The sequence below is a fragment of the Nocardioides cavernaquae genome (genome assembly GCF_003600895.1).
Taxonomy (GTDB): Bacteria; Actinomycetota; Actinomycetes; order Propionibacteriales; family Nocardioidaceae; genus Nocardioides; species Nocardioides cavernaquae.
Genome location: NZ_QYRP01000002.1, coordinates 803,809 through 820,413, shown reverse-complemented (window position 1 = coordinate 820,413; position 16,605 = coordinate 803,809). Strand labels below are relative to the sequence as shown.

The following is a 16,605-nucleotide window of genomic DNA, read 5'->3' as shown; positions in this document are numbered from 1 at the left end:
TCGAGGTGGTCGAGTCCGGATCGGACTGTGCGGTCGGAGCAGCGTCGTCGCCGCCGCACGAGGTGCTGAGCAGGATCAGCGGAAGCGTGGCGAGCGCCGCGAGGCGGGTCCTCAGGTGAGTCATGGTGTCGTCAGTCCTTCGGGCAGCTAGGGGCGATGGTGAGTGTTCCGACGGTCTTGCTGGTGGTGCCGCCAGGGCCCGAGGCCGTGACGCTGACGGTGTGTGTGCCGACCTGTCCGGCGTCGAAGCCGGAGACCAGGGTCGCTGCCCAGGTCGACCCGCTGCTGCTCATCGGGAACGATCCGACCCCCGAGACCGCGACCCGTGCCTGGGTGGCGTTCCGGATCCGCGCCTCGACCCGGACCGTGTAGGGACAGCTCGCGAACGTGTAGAGCTTCGGGTCACTGGCCCACGGGCCGGTGAACGCGGCCGAGTCGATGACCGGGGCAGGCGCTGGAGGCGGGGCAGCCGTGGTGCTCGGCGCCGGCTTCGTTGGCTGGACCGGCTTCGTCGGCTTCGGGATCTCGCTCGCCGAGCCGGTGGGCGTCGGGGAGGTTGTCGGAGACGCCGACGGCGATGTGCTCGCGGATGGCGTCGCACTCACCGTGGCGCTGGGCGTCGGCTCGACCACCGGGGGAGCTGCGGGCACGCTCGGATCGAGGACCGTCACCACGAGCTCGTCCGAGACGGTCTCCGATCCGCCAACCTGGGCGACGCGCAGCGTGTGGGTGCCCGGAGTTGCCATCCAGTCGAACACGCCGAACGCGAGCAGTCCGGTGCGGTCGGGCGCCTTGTCGTCATCGACCCGCTCTCCGTCGACAGTCAACGTCAAGGCATCGATCTCATCGGGATCGGTCGCGTGTGCGGTGACCACGATGCTCCCGGCCATCAGCGTTGCGCCAGCGGTCGGTGAATCGATCCACGCCTGGGTGCCACCGTCGATCGGCATCAGCAGGACAACGCCGGTGGCCGCCGCCCCGAGGGTGGCGGCTGCGCCGGATGCAGCGAGGGGCCAGGCCATGGTGGCGACGCTACGGTCCGCAGTGCCCCTGCAGACCGGGTGCCAGTCTCACTTCAGTGTCAGCTTCGCCGCTCCCGACGGACGGCGCCGCCCGGCGTCTCTAGCGTGACGACCATGGTGAGGTCATCGCGGGTCATGGTGCACGTGTTGGCCCTTGTGCTGGTCCTCTCGGGCGTCATCGCCGTCCTCCATCGCAGCGGGGTCGTCGACCTGCCGGGTCGCGACGACACCCCGCGCCTGGAGTCCTGGGCGTTCCCGTCGGTCCTCAATGTGGTGGGACCGCAGACGACCTCGGTGGGCGGCAGCGTCCCGCTCCTCGCCAGCTCGTACGGCGCGTCCCCGGCGAAGCGCGTCCGGCTCTTCGACGGGGCACGCCAGGTGGGGCAGTCCGACGGCGTCGGGACTGCCGGCGCCGTCCGTCTCGACTTCCCGGCCCTCTCTGTCGGCTCGCACCTCGTGCACATCGAGGTCGAGAGCACTGACGGAGAGATCTCGCGGTCGGTCCCGGTGGCAATCGCCGTGGCGCCCGGCGCGCAACGGAAGGCCCAACCGAAGGCCCAACCGAAGGCCCATCCGAAGGCCCAACCGAAGGCCCACCAGGCTCCCGGGCAGACGCAGAGCCCGGAGCCGGATCAGGACTTCATCCCGGTCCCGGTGCAGGTCTTCGATGGTGAGGGGGCCAAGGACGTTGCCGCCCGCCTCGGGCTGCCCGCCGACCAGCTGGTCGTGTCCCGGCGCAAGGCCATCGCCCTCGTTGCGCCCGATGCAGGAGTGGCCGCCATCACCGGCAGCTCTGCGGTCGTCGACGTGCCCGACCTTCCTGCGCGGCTCGCGCTCACAGCCGAGCCGACCGGCTGTGGCGTCGAGCTGAAGGCCGCCAACAGGAGCGGCGAGGTCACGTTCTGGCACTCCAGCTCCTCGATCCCGGGATGGGCCGAGGTCAGTGGAGCCACGCGTGACCGCGCCGCGATCAAGCTCCTCGCAGCCGGACCCCACCTCTTCCACGCCACCGATGACGAAGGGGTCAGCGGGCAGGTGCAGGTGACCGTCCCGGCCTCGTGCGCCGAACGTGCCGGGTGGAAGGGGAACGCCTCGATCGTCAACGGGATCCTCAAGACTCCCGCGGGCGCGGGCTGGCTGCTCCTGTCCGTCGACGGTCGTCCGTGGCTTCGCGTCCCGCAATCGCCGAGCCAGAGCCTTCCCCTCTACCCGGGCGCCAACGTGGCGGCGTACCTTCCCGCACTCGACGGTCACCGCCTGGACCTCGAGGTGTGGAAGGGGACGAAGGAGTTCGAGAACCCGCCGACCGAGCCCCTGGCAACCGGCTCGCTGACGGTGCCCGAGGGGGTGCGACTTGCCGACATCGTGGGTGAGCCGTCCGCGCTGACGCTGACCTCGGCCGACATCAGCAACTACCCACCCGTCATCGACACGGGCCACGATCACCGAAGCATCGACTTCTCCTGGCAGGCCGCGTCGTCGCGGGTGGACCGCGTCGTCTGGCAGGTGATCGCCGGCCCGATCGACCCGAACGACCTCAGCCTGGTGCCGCCCGGCCTGATCGCGGCGGGCATCGCCGACGCCGACGGCGGCACGGCGAAGGACGGCGGCCGCGCCGGCACCTTCAGCATCGACACCGCAAAGATCCCGCTGGACGCGTCGGAGCCGCTCTCGAGCGAGTACGACGCGACGCCGGCGCAGCCCGGTGTCGCCCAGATCCTCGCGCCGCCGATCGATGCGGCTTCAGCGCCGACCCTCGCGGGGGCGAAGTACGGGAAGATCACGCCGGTCACGGACCTCGGCAGCGCCGTCATGAACCCGGTGACCCTGCCGCGTGAGGGCGACGAGGTCCACGTCCGGGTGCTCACCGACCCGAAGAACCCGTGGGCGGCTTCAGCACCGGTGACGTTGAGGATGCCCACCCACGAGACGAAGTCCTCCCAGGTCTCGGTCACCCTGGACGAGGTGCGGGTGGACGCGGGACGTGCGCCGTACGCGCCGGCCATGGGCTGCGTGTACGTCGATGTCCCGTGGCAGGGCACCCAGCTGCGTCCGGAGATGCCCAACGGCATGTTCCAGACGGCAGAAGCCTGGGATTCCTACTACGAGAAGTCCTCGATCGCGGCGGCGAGTGCCTATTACCCGGTCAGCGGCGTGCACTGTCCCGGCGAGTTCGCCCCTGCCGAGTGCGACGACCTGATCTGTGGCGCGATCGAGTTCGTCGTCGATGCCGCGGGCGTGGTGGTGGGCTTCATCATCGAGGCGGTCTCCCTTGTCTCCTACGTCTACAACGGCGTCATCAACGCGGTGGTCGAGGCGATTGCGAAGTACAACCCGCTCTGCGTCGGTCTCGGTGCGGCAGGTGGGGATGACGAAGCCTGCGCCACCGTGGTCGGCATCGCGACCCGCGCAGCCGTGACCGCTGCGCTTGCATCGGTCGGTCTGCCGCCGGCGCTGCCGAGCGGGGACGCCCTCGTGGCGGCCGCGTCCGGAGAGTTCGCCCAGCTCGGCGCCGACCTGATGGCGAGCGCCGGCATCCCCTGCGAGGAGGTGAAGGCGCCGCCCGGTTTCGGTGCCGCGCTCGACCAGGCGTCATCGGCGCTCGACGCACCGAAGGTCGGCAACGCGGCCGAGGACCCCTGCCTTGCCGTCGCGACGCTGCTGCTGGACTCGGTCCGCGACCAGGTTGGGGCCGAGGCGATGTCGACAGTCGGCTCTGCCAGTGGTCTACCGAGCTTCCCCGGGGTCGAGGGGTTCACGATGACGCCCGACCCGCGAGCCGAGCTGCAGCCGCTCCGGGTCGACGTGAAGGCACACCTGACGAAGGCAAGCGCCGACGGCACCGGTGTGGTGTGCAAGGTGCGGGTCGTCATGCCCAACACGTCGGGTCAGTTCCGCTCCATCCCGCCGTGGGGCAGTTGGGTGTTCGGGATGCGCGAGCAGACGCCGATCGATGGCAAGGGTGCCTGGGCGGGTGGCTCCGCGCTTGGCGTCAACCGGAACAGCTACGCGGACGCGGTCGCGCAGCTCCAGCCGCGGACGGTGGACGTCCAGGTCGAGGCGGCCAGCGGCTGCACCTTCGAGCCCCGGGTCGTCGCTGCGACGATTCGTCCGGCGGAGCCTGATCTCGACAAGTTCGTCACGAGCATCGCGACTCCCGAGGTGGTCGTCGTGTCCGACTGACCGGGTCAGTCGGCCAGGCGGGCCCGGGCCCGGCGCAGCACGCGGAAGTAGGTGGAGCGGCTCAGGTGGAGGTTGCGTTCCGCGGCGCTGTGGCCGGCGGTTGGGTCGAGATAGCCCTGCACCAGCGCAGCACGCATGAGGCACTCCGCCTCGCTGTCGCCGAAGCGTGCCTCCACTGCCAGGCGGATCCGGATCCGGGCAGCGTTCGCGCGGTCGGCGACTCGCTCGCCGCTCGCGAGCCGGCTCGAGGCGAGGCGGGCATCGTCGTGGAAGTTCTTCACCAGCGTCAGCAGAGAGTCGTCGGCGCGTGGGTGGTCGACTCCTTCGAGGACAGCGACCACCGCATCGGTCGCCGCGTCGAGCAAGGCGGCATGGACGGTGTGCAGGGGGCCGGCGGACAGGTGGGAGCGCAGCGCGGAGCGCAGTCCGTCGGACGCCTCCCAGGGCGCGTGCTCCACAACCATGACCCGAGGATGTCCCACCGAACGGGCCCGAGGGTGCCGGACGAGGGTAGGGATGTGGCGTAATCGAGGTGCTTCCCGGCCCCCGGCGTGCGCGTCAGTTCGCGCCCGCCGGGCCAGGTCGGGGACGTCAGCGGCCGCGCTGCAGCAGCGCCCAGTCGTCGGCGGTCACGATCGCGTTGGCCGTGATGCCGCGCGCGGACTGCCACTTGGTGAGGGCGGACCGGGTGGCCGAGTCCATCAGGCCGGTGACCGGGAGACCGAACGTGCCGGCGTTCAGCGCGCGCTGGACGCGGCGTACGGCCGGACCGGCGGAGCCGACCTTGAGGACAGGCGTGCTGCCCTGGGCCAGGATCGCGCGCCAGTGCGGACCCTTCCACGTCGTGCTCGCGGCGAACCCGTGCGCCTTCTGCCACGAGGTGATCGCCGTGGTCAGCCCGCGGCCGTAGTACTGGGTGAGCCGGATGCCGGAGTAGCCCTGCTCGCGCAGGAGGCACTTGAGGGCGCGGACCTCGGGGCGGCTGGTGCCCGGCACGAGGCGCGGGTACGCCGTGTAGTCGAGGTTGACTCCACCGCAGTGCGTCTCGGGTGCGGCGTACGAACCACGGCCGACATCGAGCCAGTTGCGGTCGATGTTGATGGTGACACCGCCCCAGGTCTCGTTGTGCCCGCCGTGGTACTGCTTGATCCGCTTGTGTGGCTGCCAGCCTGCCTCGCTGATGTAGGACGTCGAGGTGTTGGCGACGCCGTCCCAGCGGGCGATCCAGATCTGGTCGGGGAGGGCGACATCCGTGCGACCGGCCTTGCGGGCGTTGTCGAGGATCCGCATGCCCGAGCCGGCGCTGGAGTAGACGCCGGAGAGGTAGCCGCGGGACTTCACCCGGTTGGTCCACGCCGTGAGGAACGCGAGCGCGGACTCGCGGCAGGTCGCGTTGGTGTAGTCCGACCAGCCCTCGAGGTCGTAGTAGAGCGTGCTGCCCGGCACGATCCCGAGACCCGTCGCGACGCTGACCGCCTTGTCGGCCTCAGCCGTGCCCTGGCTGCGAGCGGCTGCGCGGTTGTTGGTCGTGCTGTTGCTGATCGTGGGATCGATCGAGGCGCCGTAGCGGGGGTAGCGGCCGACACAGGTCGACTGCGGGCCCAGCGTGATCGGGAGCAGCTTCCAGCCCTTGGCGAGCTGGCTCGCGATCCAGGTCGGGGTCAGGTTCGGCTGGTCCCGGCAGGCGCGCGAGTTGCCGCTGATGTAGATCCCGACGCTGAGGAACGGTGAGCTGTTCAGCCACGTGTCCATCTTGGCCTGGGTGGGCGCGAGGCACTGGTCGAAGCCGTAGCCGGTGAAGTTGCCGGGCGTCGCCGGGTTCGTGCTCGCGACGAGGTTGATCGCACCGTCCTGCGACTGCCAGAGCGAGGTGCCCGCCATGGCGGTGGTGACGGCGACAGCGGCCGCACAGGTGGTGGCCAGGAGCGTCCGGAAGGCCGTCCGAGGGCGGTTCTGGGGGCGCATGTGGGGTTCTCCAAGGGGGTGGGGAAGACAGGTGTGGCAGCGTGGAACCTCATCACGTTAACCCCATGAGTCACACCAGCAACAGGGCTCCCGATGAACTACAAACTTGTAGTTTCCGCAGGTCAGAGCCCCGTCGACACGGCGCAACCTCGACGTCGACACGGCGCGACCTCGGAGTCGACACGGCGCAACGTCGAGGTCGGCACGGCGCAACCTCGAGGTCGACACGGCGCAAAGTCCGCGAGCGGACCGCGGTCCGGAGCCACGCCGTACGCCGCATAAGATGAGGCACGTGCCTGAGACCCGCGCCTCGAACCTGGACACCGTCGACGTCGCCACGTCCGACCCGACCCGAGAGCAGCCGTGGGCCGACCTCGGCCTGAAGGAGGACGAGTACGCCCGGATCCGCGAGATCCTCGGGCGCCGTCCCACCAGCTCCGAGCTGGCGATGTACTCGGTGATGTGGTCGGAGCACTGCTCCTACAAGTCCTCCAAGGTGCACCTCAAGCAGTTCGGTGAGCTCGCGCAGGAGACGCCGCGCGGCCCGATGCTCGCGGGCATCGGTGAGAACGCCGGCGTGCTCGACATCGGCCAGGGCTACGCGGTCAGCTTCAAGGTCGAGTCGCACAACCACCCGTCGTACGTCGAGCCCTACCAGGGCGCCGCGACCGGCATCGGCGGCATCGTCCGCGACATCATCGCGATGGGCGCCCGCCCGATCGCGGTCATGGACCCGCTGCGCTTCGGCCCGCTCGATGCCGACGACACCCACCGCGTGCTGCCCGGCATCGTCTCCGGCGTCGGTGGCTACGGCAACTGCCTCGGCCTGCCCAACATCGGCGGCGAGGCCGTCTTCGACGAGACCTACCTCGGCAACCCGCTGGTCAACGCCCTCGCGATCGGCGTCATGCGCCACGAGGACCTCCACCTGGCCAACGCCACGGGCAAGGGCAACCTCGTCATCCTGTACGGCGCGCGCACCGGCGGCGACGGCATCGGCGGCGTCTCGATCCTGGCGAGCGAGACGTTCGAGGACTCCGGCCCGGCCAAGCGCCCGGCCGTCCAGGTCGGCGACCCGTTCATGGAGAAGCTGCTCATCGAGTGCACCCTCGAGCTCTTCGCGGCCCACGTGGTCGCGGGCATCCAGGATCTCGGCGGCGCCGGTCTCTCCTGTGCCACCTCCGAGCTCGCTTCTGCCGGTGACGGCGGCATGCACGTCCACCTCGACAAGGTGCCGCTGCGCGACTCGACGCTCTCTCCCGAGGAGATCCTCATGAGCGAGTCGCAGGAGCGCATGATGGCGGTCGTCGAGCCCGCAAACGTCGAAGCCTTCATGGCGATCTGCGCCAAGTGGGACGTCGAGGCCGCTGTGATCGGCGAGGTCACCGACACGGGTCGCCTCGAGATCGACTGGCACGGACAGCGCGTCGTCGACGTGCCGCCGGGATCGGTCGCGCACGACGGCCCGGTCTACAACCGCCCGTTCGCCCGCCCGGACTGGCAGGACGCGCTCCAGGCCGACGCGGCCGAGAAGCTCCCGCGCCCGACCACCGGCGCGGAGTTCCGCTCGACCCTCGTCCAGCTCGCCGCATCCCCGAACCTGTGCGACAAGTCGTGGATCACCGACCAGTACGACCGCTACGTCCGCGGCAACACGGTCCTCTCGCAGCCGTCCGACTCGGGCATGATCCGCATCGACGAGTCCACCAACCTCGGCGTCTCGGTCTCGACCGACTGCAACGGCCGCTTCGCCAAGCTGGACCCGTTCGCGGGTGCGCAGCTGGCGCTGGTCGAGTCCTACCGCAACGTCGCGACCGGTGGCGCGCAGCCGCTGGCCGTCTCCGACTGCCTCAACTTCGGCTCGCCCGAGGACCCGGCCGTCATGTGGCAGTTCGCGGAGGCCTGCACGGGCCTCAAGGAGGGCTGCAAGGAGCTCGGCACCCCGGTCACCGGCGGCAACGTGTCGCTCTACAACCAGACCGGCGAGACCGCGATCCTGCCGACCCCGGTGGTCGCCGTCCTCGGTGTCATCGACGACGTCACCCGCCGCACGCCCAGTGCGTTCGAGGCCGAGGGTCTGGCCGTCTACCTCCTCGGCGAGACCCGCGAGGAGCTCTCGGGCTCGGAGTGGGCGCACGTCGTCCACCAGCACCTCGGTGGCCTGCCGCCGAAGGTCGACTTCGCTGCCGAGAAGGCGCTCGCTGCGCTGCTCCTCGAGGGCGTCGGCCTGCTGGCCTCGGCACACGACCTCTCCGACGGCGGCCTGGCGCAGACGCTGGCCGAGTCGGCGCTGAAGAACAACATCGGCGCCACGGTGACGCTCCCGGGCGACCCGTTCCTCGCGCTCTTCGCCGAGTCGACCGCCCGCGTGCTGGTCACCGTCCCCACCGGCAAGGTCGCTGAGCTCGAGGCGCTGGCCGGCAAGCACGGCGTACCCCTCACCGCGCTCGGCACCACCGGCGGCGAGGCGATCGTGGTCGAGGGCCAGTTCGACCTGCCGATCGCCGAGCTGCGCGAGGCGTGGACCGCCACGCTCCCCGCCGCCATGGCCTGACCCACCGTCAGATAGTCCCTGACGAAAAGCGCCTCACCCGAGCCGGATGAGGCGCTTTTCGTTAGGGACTATCGCCATTTGCTGACGTGACGAGGCCCCGAGCCCGCTTGCGCGGACCCGGGGCCTCACCCCCAGGTTCCGTCAGGACAACGGCAGCTCGTGGTCGTGGTCGGCGTGCAGACCGCCGCCCTCGCTCGTGCCGCTGCCGCTCGGTACGCCGTCCGGTGACGGCGGGCCGACCGGACGACCCTTGCCGCCGTTGACCGCCTGCGTGCTCATCCCGTAGGTCAGGATGGCGTGCGCGATCGCGTCGGAGTTGTGGTCGATCGCGTCCACGTTGACGTTGGCGATGGTGTCGCAGGCCTGGTGGTAGCAGGCGTCGTAGGCGACACCGGCCGTGCCGCCGAACAGCGCGGCCTCCTCCGCCGTCTTGACGCCCTCGGCGCCGGTGAACAGGCCACCGGCCGGGATGCCGACGGCGATGAACGGTCCGTAGTCACTGCGACCGCTGAACGGCGTCTCCGCGGAGGGCGTGCCCTCGCCGGCGAAGTAGTCGTGGAACAGCTTCTCGATCGCGCCCGAGCCCTCGGGGCCTTCGGCGGCACTCGGGCCGACGGGGAACTTCGAGTTGTCGCCGTCGTAGACGAAGAGCGCGTAGTTCGGCGAGCCGACCATGTCGAAGTTCAGGTAGAGGGCAATGTCCTCGAGCGAGGACGGCGCGTTGGCCTCGAGGTCGGCGACGTAGTGCTCGGAGCCGAGCAGGCCGAGCTCCTCCGCGCCCCACCACGCGAACCGCACCTTGTTCTTCGGCTTGACCTTGGCCATCTGCTGGGCGACCTCGAGGATCGCAGCGGAGCCGCTGCCGTTGTCGTTGATGCCCGGTCCGGGCACCACGCTGTCGAGGTGGGCGCCGGTCATGACGACGTTCTCGGCATCGCCACCCGCGGTCTCTGCGAACACGTTCCAGGTCGTGCGGGTCTCGGACTCGGTCTCGATCGCCACGTGGGCGACGGCGCCGTCGACGGCCAGTGCCTGGCCGATCGCGAAGCTCGTGCCGTACGCCGGGACGGTGGCGACGGGTGCGCCCAGGGTGCCGGCGAACGCATCGGTGCGGCCCGCGGTGCCCTGGTTCATCACGACGACCGCCGCAGCTCCGGCCTCCTGCGCATTGACGACCTTCTCGCCGAACGTGCAGGTGCCGCGACGGACCAGCGCGATGTTGCCCGCGGTGAACCCGGCGAAGTCGGCGTCCTCGCAACCGCTGGTGGAGGCAGCCAGGTCGCCGAGGTTCAGGTCGACGCCCTGCACGGTCGCCGTGACGTCACCGGATCCGGAGTAGGTCATGGACGCGAAGTCCGTGCCCTCGGCGTACGTCGCCGGGCTGGGCGCGACCTGCTCGAAGGTGGCGGGTGAGAGCTGGCGGTAGAACGGGAAGTCGAACGCCTGGACCGTCGGCTCGTAGCCGGCCGCTTCCAGCTGTGCGACCACATAGTCCCGCGAGGCGGCGTAGCCGGGTGTGCCCGAGGCGCGGGTGCCTCCGTTGGCCGCGCCGATGGCATCGAGTGCGTTGAGGTGCTCCATCACGCCTGCGGGAGTGACGGCGGACCGGAGGGTCTTGGAGGTGGTGTTGGTGCGATCGGCCCCGGTGGCTGTCGGAGCCGCGGTGGCGGTGGTGGCGACAGCAGAGGTGGCGAGCAGGGCGATGCCAGCGCTGAGAACGGTGATGCCGTTCCGGCGGCGGCCCACCCCGAGGTGGGTTGAGATGCTCACGTGCAGACCTTTCCTAGGTGTCGGCGGGCTGCCGACCCTCCGCACCCTCTGTGACCCGGGTCACTGGTGCGTTGCTGGAAGGTCACGGTTGGGACAAGCCGGGTGATGATGGAGCCGTGCCCGAGGATCTCGTCGTGACCCGCAGCTTCGTCGTCCCGGACGGCGAGCTCGGTGAGCGCTTCTCCCGCTCGTCGGGTCCCGGCGGCCAGGGCGTCAACACCGCCGACAGCCGCGTGGAGCTCTCGTTCGACGTCGCCCGGTCGACGGCTGTGCCCGAGCACCTGCGGGCCAGGCTGCTGGAGCGCCTCGGCCCCCGGCTCGTCGACGGCGTGCTCACGCTGGCCGCGAGTGAGTACCGCTCCCAGCTGGCCAACCGCCGCGCCGCCCGCGATCGCCTGGCCCAGCTGCTCCGTGAAGCGGCCGCGCCACCGCCGGCGAAGCGTCGCCCCACAAGGCCGACCCGCGGTTCCAAGGAGCGCCGGCTCGCCGGCAAGAAGCAGCGCGGAGAGATCAAGCGCGGCCGCAGCGGCAACTTCGACTGAACCGGGAGGGGACAATGGGGGAGTGCCCCGCCGACTGACGCCCGCCCCTGCTGACCAGCTCGCGGCAGCCCGCACGGCGTACGACGCGGGGTCGGCCACGCCGGCCGACCTGCGACTGCTCGTGAAGCACCACCTCGCGGTGCTGCAGGAGAGGGCGCCCGGCAACTCCGTCGAGGTGCGCATCCCGCCCTATGCCGCGATCCAGTGCATCGCGGGCGTCCGTCACACGCGGGGCACGCCGCCTGCCGTGATCGAGACCGACGCAGAGACGTGGCTGGCGCTGGCGACGGGCCGGCTCGCCTGGGCTGACGGACTGGGCAGCGGGCGTGTGAGAGCCAGTGGCGAGCGCACCGACCTGGCGTCGTACCTCCCGTTGTAGCGACCAACTACGGTCGTCCCATGCGCTCACTTCTCGGGTTGATCGTCGGCGCCGTGGCGGGCTGGACAGTCGGGGTGCTGCCCTGGCTCGTCGATGGCGGCCGACTGCAGGTCTCGTCGGCGTGGAGCTCGATCGAGCCCGACGAGACGCCTTGGGTGGCACTGCCCTTCGGTGAGTACGCGCTCGGTCTGCTGATCGTGTCGGGCGGGATCGGCGGCGCTGCGGGCGTCGTGATCCCGAGGCTGCTCCGGATCGGCCACCACACGGGTGCCATCGGGGCGCTCGCTGGCTTCGCGGGCGCTCTCGCCCAGACGTGGGACGTGGTCGGTCCGTTCCGTGAGGAGACGGACGCAGCGGTGCTGCTCGTGGTCGTCCTCGTCGCCGCCGCTGTGACAGCACCGGTTCTCGGAGTCCTCGCCGGGCTGGGCATCGCCAGCGGCCGGCGCTGGTCGCAGGTCGCCGGAGGCACCGTCGTCGCCGCCATGGTCGGGTCGTGGACGGCGCCGCTGGTGCTCGCCGTCGGGCTCGATGGCCTCGTGCACCGCGCCCACTGGCTCCTCGCGCCCGCGCTCGCGGTCGTCCTGGCCCGCGCGGGAGTGCGGCCGGTGTGGCACCTTCTCGGCTGGGTGGTCCCGGTCGTGGTGGTGACCTTCGCCCAGCCGTTCTTCACCGCCCTCTCGTACGCCGCGGTCTACGGCTCGAGCGGGATGGGCAGTGGCGCGGGCCTGCGCGAGCTGATCGACTCGACGTTCGACGTGTTCACGGCGGCGAGCCACCCCTCGGCGTACCTGCTGGCGCCGCCGGCGGTGGCGGTCGCGGCAGCCCTCGTCTGGTCGATCGCCCAAACGTTGTCAGGTCGTGACCACAGCGGACCGGATCCGGTGAGCGAGCGCGGTTAGCCTGACCGGCATGCCCGTCGAGTCAGCCCGCGCCAAGATCCAGGAGCTGCTTCCGCAGCTCCGCTCCGACCTCGAGGACCTGGTCCGGATCCAGTCGGTCAGCGCCGATCCGGCCCGTGCGGCCGAGGTTGAGCGAAGCGCCGCGGCGACCCAGGCCCTCTTCGACGCGGAGGGGTTCAGCACCCAGATCATCCGCGCCTACGACGGTGCTCCGCCGGCGGTCATCGGTGAGAAGCTCGGCCCCGCGGGCGCGCCGACGGTGCTGCTCTACGCGCACCACGACGTGCAGCCCGAGAACGACCACCGTGAGTGGGACTCCCACCCGTGGACCCCGACCGAGCGTGGGGACCGCCTCTACGGGCGCGGCGCGGCGGACGACAAGGCCGGCATCGTGGCGCACCTGGCCGCGGTCCGTGCCCTCGGCGACGACCTGCCCGTGACGGTGAAGCTCTTCATCGAGGGCGAGGAGGAGGTCGGCTCGGAGACGTTGCCCGAGCTCCTCGACTCCCACCGCGCGGAGCTCTCCGCCGACGTCATCGTGATCGCGGACTCCGGCAACTGGGACATCGGTGTGCCGGCGCTGACCACCAGCCTCCGTGGTCTGGTCCGGGTCGATGTCGAGGTGCGCACGCTCGACCACGCCGTCCACTCGGGCATGTGGGGCGGGCTCGTCCCGGATGCCCTGGTCGCGCTGAGCCGCCTCATCGCCAGCCTGCACGATGACGTCGGCAACGTCGCGGTCGCCGGCCTGCACGCGGGGCCGGCTGCCGACGTCGACTACCCGGAGGAGCGACTGCGTGCCGAGTCCGGCGCGGTGGCCGGGATCCAGTGGATCGGCGACGGCTCCGCGGTCGAGCGGCTGTGGACCAGGCCGGCCCTCAGCATCACCGGCCTCGACGCCCCGAAGGTCGACGGCGCGAGCAACACCCTCGTCCCGTCCGCGCGCGCAAAGATCTCGATGCGCATCGCCCCCGGCGACACGACGGCCAACGCGCTGGCCTGTCTCGAGCGCCACCTCGCCGAGCACACGCCGTGGGGTGCCGAGCTCACCGTCACGCTCGTCGATGCCGGCGAGGCCACGCAGATCGAGGCCGACGGCCCGGCGTACGACGCTGCGCGGGCCGCGTTCCGCGACGCCTGGGGCGGCACGGAGCCGGTCGACATGGGTGTCGGTGGCTCCATCCCCTTCATCGCGGAGTTCCTCGGTGCGTTTCCGAACGCGAGCGTCCTGGTGACCGGTGTCGAGGATCCCGACACCCGCGCGCACGGGCCCAACGAGGGTCTCCACCTGGCCGAGTTCGAGCGCGTGTGTGTCGCCGAGACCCTGTTGCTGGAGTACCTCGGCCGCGACCAGAACTGACATCTCGCCGGGCCACGAGCGACGTCTCGGCGGGCCATCAGCGACATCTCGGCGGGGGGTGCCGGTCCAGGTTGTGAGCGATCGCACTGGATGGCGGTCTGAGGACCACCGATCTCCACCTAGAATCTTCTGTGTGTCCCACACCAGCGCGCGCAAGGGGGGCGACGGCCGACTGACCGCGGCCCTCGATCCTCAGGATCAGGGACCCCAGGACGCCTGTGGTGTCTTCGGTGTCTGGGCCCCCGGCGAGGACGTCGCCAAGCTGACCTACTACGGCATCTACGCGCTGCAGCACCGCGGCCAGGAGTCTGCCGGCATCGCGGTCAGCAACGGCAAGCAGATCCTGGTCTACAAGGACATGGGCCTGGTCTCCCAGGTCTTCGACGAGTCGACGCTCGAGTCCCTCAAGGGCCACCTCGCGATCGGCCACGCCCGCTACTCCACCACCGGCGCGAGCACCTGGCACAACGCGCAGCCGACGTTCCACCCGACGCCCAACGGCTCGATCGCGCTGGCGCACAACGGCAACCTGACCAACACCGCCGACCTGGCCGGCATGGTCGACGAGATCACCGAGCTCGACGGGCGCCTGCCGCTCGACGTGCGCGGTCCCGAGGGCGCCACCAACGACACCTCCGTCCTGACCGCCCTGCTGGCGCTGCACCGCGACAGCAGCGTCGAGGACAAGGCGATGGAGCTGCTGCCCCAGGTCCACGGCGCCTACTCGCTGGTCTGGATGGACGAGAACACCCTCTACGCCGCGCGTGACCCCCAGGGCATCCGCCCGCTGGTCCTCGGCCGCCTCGAGCGCGGCTGGGTCATCGCCAGCGAGACCGCCGCCCTCGACATCGTCGGCGCCTCCTACGTCCGCGAGGTCGAGCCGGGCGAGATGATCATCGTCGACGCCGACGGCCTGCGCTCGCGCACCTTCGCCGAGCCGGCGCCCAAGGGCTGCCTGTTCGAGTTCGTCTACCTCGCGCGCCCCGACACGATCATCTCCAACAAGCGGGTCCACAGCGTCCGCGTGGAGATCGGCCGTCGTCTGGCGCAGGCCTTCCCGGCTGATGCCGACCTGGTCATCCCGGTCCCGGAGTCCGGCACCCCGTCGGCCATCGGCTACGCCGAGGAGTCCGGGATCCCCTACGGCGTGGGCCTGGTCAAGAACTCCTACGTCGGACGCACCTTCATCCAGCCCAGCCAGACGATCCGCCAGCTCGGCATCCGGCTCAAGCTGAACCCGCTCCGCGACGTCATCGAGGGCAAGCGCCTCGTCGTCGTCGACGACTCGATCGTCCGCGGCAACACCCAGCGCGCGCTGGTGCGGATGCTGCGCGAGGCCGGCGCCAAGGAGGTCCACGTCCGGATCTCCAGCCCGCCGGTGAAGTGGCCGTGCTTCTACGGCATCGACTTCGCCACGCGCGCGGAGCTGATCGCCAACGGCCTGACCACCGACGAGATCTGCACCTCGATCGGCGCCGACTCGCTGGGTTACATCTCGCTCGAGGACCTGGTCGAAGCGACCACGGTGCCGATGGACCACCTGTGCCGGGCCTGCTTCGACGGCGTCTACCCGGTGGCACTGCCCGACCCGGAGCGGCGGGGCAAGAACCTCCTCGAGATCCAGAACGACCCCTGCTGCGTGGTCGACCCGCTCGACACCCCTGATGGTGTCGGGCTGGCCTCTGTTGCCGGTGGCGGAGCCGCCGACGCGCTCGACCGCCCCTGACCTGCCACCGCCTGCCAGTGATCGCCAGAGATTGCCAGTGATTGAACGCCCTGAGGGAGCCGAAGTGACCGAGACCCCGAACGCCTACGCCGAGGCCGGCGTCGACATCGAGGCGGCTGACCGCGCCATCGAGCTGATGAAGGGCTGGGTCGAGAAGTCCCGCCGCCCCGAGATGATCGGCGGCCTGGGTGGCTTCGCGGGTCTCTTCGACGTCTCTGCTCTCAAGAACTACGAGCACCCGCTGCTCGCGACCTCCACCGACGGCGTCGGCACCAAGGTCGACATCGCGCGCAGGATGGACAAGCACGACACCATCGGCTTCGACCTCGTCGGCATGGTCGTCGACGACCTGGTCGTCTGTGGCGCCGAGCCGCTCTTCATGACCGACTACATCGCCACCGGCAAGGTCGTCCCCGAGCGCATCGCCGCGATCGTCAAGGGCATCGCCGAGGCGTGCGTCGAGGCCGGCTGTGCGCTGGTCGGCGGCGAGACCGCGGAGCACCCCGGCCTCCTGGCCCCCGACGAGTACGACGTGGCCGGCGCGACGACCGGTGTCGTCGAGAAGTCGCGACTGCTCGGCGCCCACAAGGTCGAGGCGGGCGACGTCGTCATCGCGATGAAGGCGAGCGGCCTGCACTCCAACGGCTACTCGCTCGTGCGCCACGTCTTCTTCAACAAGGCCGGCTGGGACCTCGACCGTCAGGTCGACGAGCTCGGTTCGAGTCTCGGCGAGGAGCTGCTGGTCCCGACGCGGATCTACGCCAAGGCCTGCCTCGCGCTCGCTGACGCGACCGGCACCCACGCGATGTCCCACATCACCGGCGGCGGTCTTGCTGCCAACCTCGCCCGCGTGATGCCCAAGGAGCTCTCCGCCACCCTCGACCGGGCGACGTGGACCCCGCAGCCGATCTTCGACCTGGTCCGCAAGGTCGGCGCGGTCCCGCAGCCCGACCTGGAGGCCACGCTCAACCTGGGCGTCGGCATGGTCGCGCTCACGCCGGCTGACGACGTCGACACCGCGATCGCCACCCTCGCCGGCTTCGGCATCGAGGCCTGGGTCGCCGGCGAGGTCACCCCGGGCGACGGTTCGGTGACCCTGACGGGCCAGCACGCAGGCTGGTGACGCCGCGGCAAACGGTGTCGTGAGAGTCGCCACGTCCCAATTGCCCGCCCTCGTTCGCTGGAACACCCGTGGACCGGGTAGC

Annotated in this window: 12 protein-coding genes; 8 read left to right on the top strand and 4 right to left on the bottom strand. The window is 70.6% G+C overall.

Features of this window, described 5'->3' with window-relative positions:
- Window positions 1-131 precede the first annotated feature (131 nt).
- Window positions 132-1,022, bottom strand: a complete 891-nt coding sequence (locus D4739_RS16810) for an Ig-like domain-containing protein (protein WP_182920311.1) — start codon at window positions 1,020-1,022, stop codon at window positions 132-134.
- A 114-nt stretch (window positions 1,023-1,136) separates the two neighbouring features.
- Between D4739_RS16810 and D4739_RS04085 the strand changes: the two genes are divergently transcribed.
- Complete coding sequence (locus tag D4739_RS04085) at window positions 1,137-4,205, top strand: hypothetical protein (protein ID WP_147384792.1); 3,069 nt, start codon at window positions 1,137-1,139, stop codon at window positions 4,203-4,205.
- Between the two features lie 5 nt (window positions 4,206-4,210).
- Here D4739_RS04085 and D4739_RS04080 read toward each other — a convergent pair whose 3' ends face one another.
- Window positions 4,211-4,669, bottom strand: a complete 459-nt coding sequence (locus tag D4739_RS04080) for a hypothetical protein (protein WP_120059378.1) — start codon at window positions 4,667-4,669, stop codon at window positions 4,211-4,213.
- A 127-nt stretch (window positions 4,670-4,796) separates the two neighbouring features.
- Window positions 4,797-6,170, bottom strand: a complete 1,374-nt coding sequence (locus tag D4739_RS04075; protein WP_120059377.1) for a glycoside hydrolase domain-containing protein — start codon at window positions 6,168-6,170, stop codon at window positions 4,797-4,799.
- A 292-nt stretch (window positions 6,171-6,462) separates the two neighbouring features.
- On the opposite strand from D4739_RS04075, the gene purL reads away from it, so the two are divergent.
- Window positions 6,463-8,724: a phosphoribosylformylglycinamidine synthase subunit PurL gene (gene purL / locus D4739_RS04070; protein ID WP_238473515.1), complete on the top strand. Its 2,262-nt coding sequence runs from the start codon at window positions 6,463-6,465 to the stop codon at window positions 8,722-8,724.
- Window positions 8,725-8,865: 141 nt separating this feature from the next.
- On the opposite strand, the gene D4739_RS04065 is transcribed toward purL, so the two are convergent.
- A complete protein-coding gene (locus D4739_RS04065; protein ID WP_238473514.1) occupies window positions 8,866-10,494 on the bottom strand; it encodes a M28 family metallopeptidase in 1,629 nt (542 codons plus the stop codon).
- A 116-nt stretch (window positions 10,495-10,610) separates the two neighbouring features.
- On the opposite strand from D4739_RS04065, the gene arfB reads away from it, so the two are divergent.
- The 6 genes from arfB to purM all read left to right on the top strand — a co-directional run bounded on the left by arfB (window position 10,611) and on the right by purM (window position 16,523).
- Window positions 10,611-11,036 (top strand): alternative ribosome rescue aminoacyl-tRNA hydrolase ArfB, encoded by a 426-nt coding sequence (arfB, locus tag D4739_RS04060; RefSeq protein ID WP_120059375.1) that lies wholly within the window; start codon window positions 10,611-10,613, stop codon window positions 11,034-11,036.
- Window positions 11,037-11,058: 22 nt separating this feature from the next.
- The gene (locus D4739_RS04055; protein ID WP_120059374.1) at window positions 11,059-11,415 is read left to right on the top strand and encodes a sterol carrier family protein; all 357 of its coding nucleotides are present in this window, start codon (window positions 11,059-11,061) and stop codon (window positions 11,413-11,415) included.
- A gap of 20 nt (window positions 11,416-11,435) precedes the next feature.
- Window positions 11,436-12,314 (top strand): hypothetical protein, encoded by an 879-nt coding sequence (locus D4739_RS04050; RefSeq protein WP_120059373.1) that lies wholly within the window; start codon window positions 11,436-11,438, stop codon window positions 12,312-12,314.
- Between the two features lie 10 nt (window positions 12,315-12,324).
- Entirely contained in the window at window positions 12,325-13,674 is a 1,350-nt protein-coding gene (locus tag D4739_RS04045; protein ID WP_120059372.1) for a dipeptidase, read from the top strand.
- A gap of 133 nt (window positions 13,675-13,807) precedes the next feature.
- Window positions 13,808-15,400: an amidophosphoribosyltransferase gene (purF, locus tag D4739_RS04040; RefSeq protein ID WP_120059371.1), complete on the top strand. Its 1,593-nt coding sequence runs from the start codon at window positions 13,808-13,810 to the stop codon at window positions 15,398-15,400.
- Between the two features lie 64 nt (window positions 15,401-15,464).
- Window positions 15,465-16,523, top strand: coding sequence for a phosphoribosylformylglycinamidine cyclo-ligase (purM, locus tag D4739_RS04035; RefSeq protein WP_238473513.1), 1,059 nt, complete (start codon window positions 15,465-15,467; stop codon window positions 16,521-16,523).
- Window positions 16,524-16,605 lie beyond the last annotated feature (82 nt).

Coding starts and splice junctions, on each gene's coding strand:
- D4739_RS16810 (WP_182920311.1), bottom strand. CDS start 1,022: ATGGCCTGGCCCCTCGCTGCATCCGGCGCAGCCGCCACCCTCGGGGCG.
- D4739_RS04085 (WP_147384792.1), top strand. CDS start 1,137: ATGGTGAGGTCATCGCGGGTCATGGTGCACGTGTTGGCCCTTGTGCTG.
- D4739_RS04080 (WP_120059378.1), bottom strand. CDS start 4,669: ATGGTTGTGGAGCACGCGCCCTGGGAGGCGTCCGACGGACTGCGCTCC.
- D4739_RS04075 (WP_120059377.1), bottom strand. CDS start 6,170: ATGCGCCCCCAGAACCGCCCTCGGACGGCCTTCCGGACGCTCCTGGCC.
- D4739_RS04050 (WP_120059373.1), top strand. CDS start 11,436: ATGCGCTCACTTCTCGGGTTGATCGTCGGCGCCGTGGCGGGCTGGACA.
- D4739_RS04045 (WP_120059372.1), top strand. CDS start 12,325: ATGCCCGTCGAGTCAGCCCGCGCCAAGATCCAGGAGCTGCTTCCGCAG.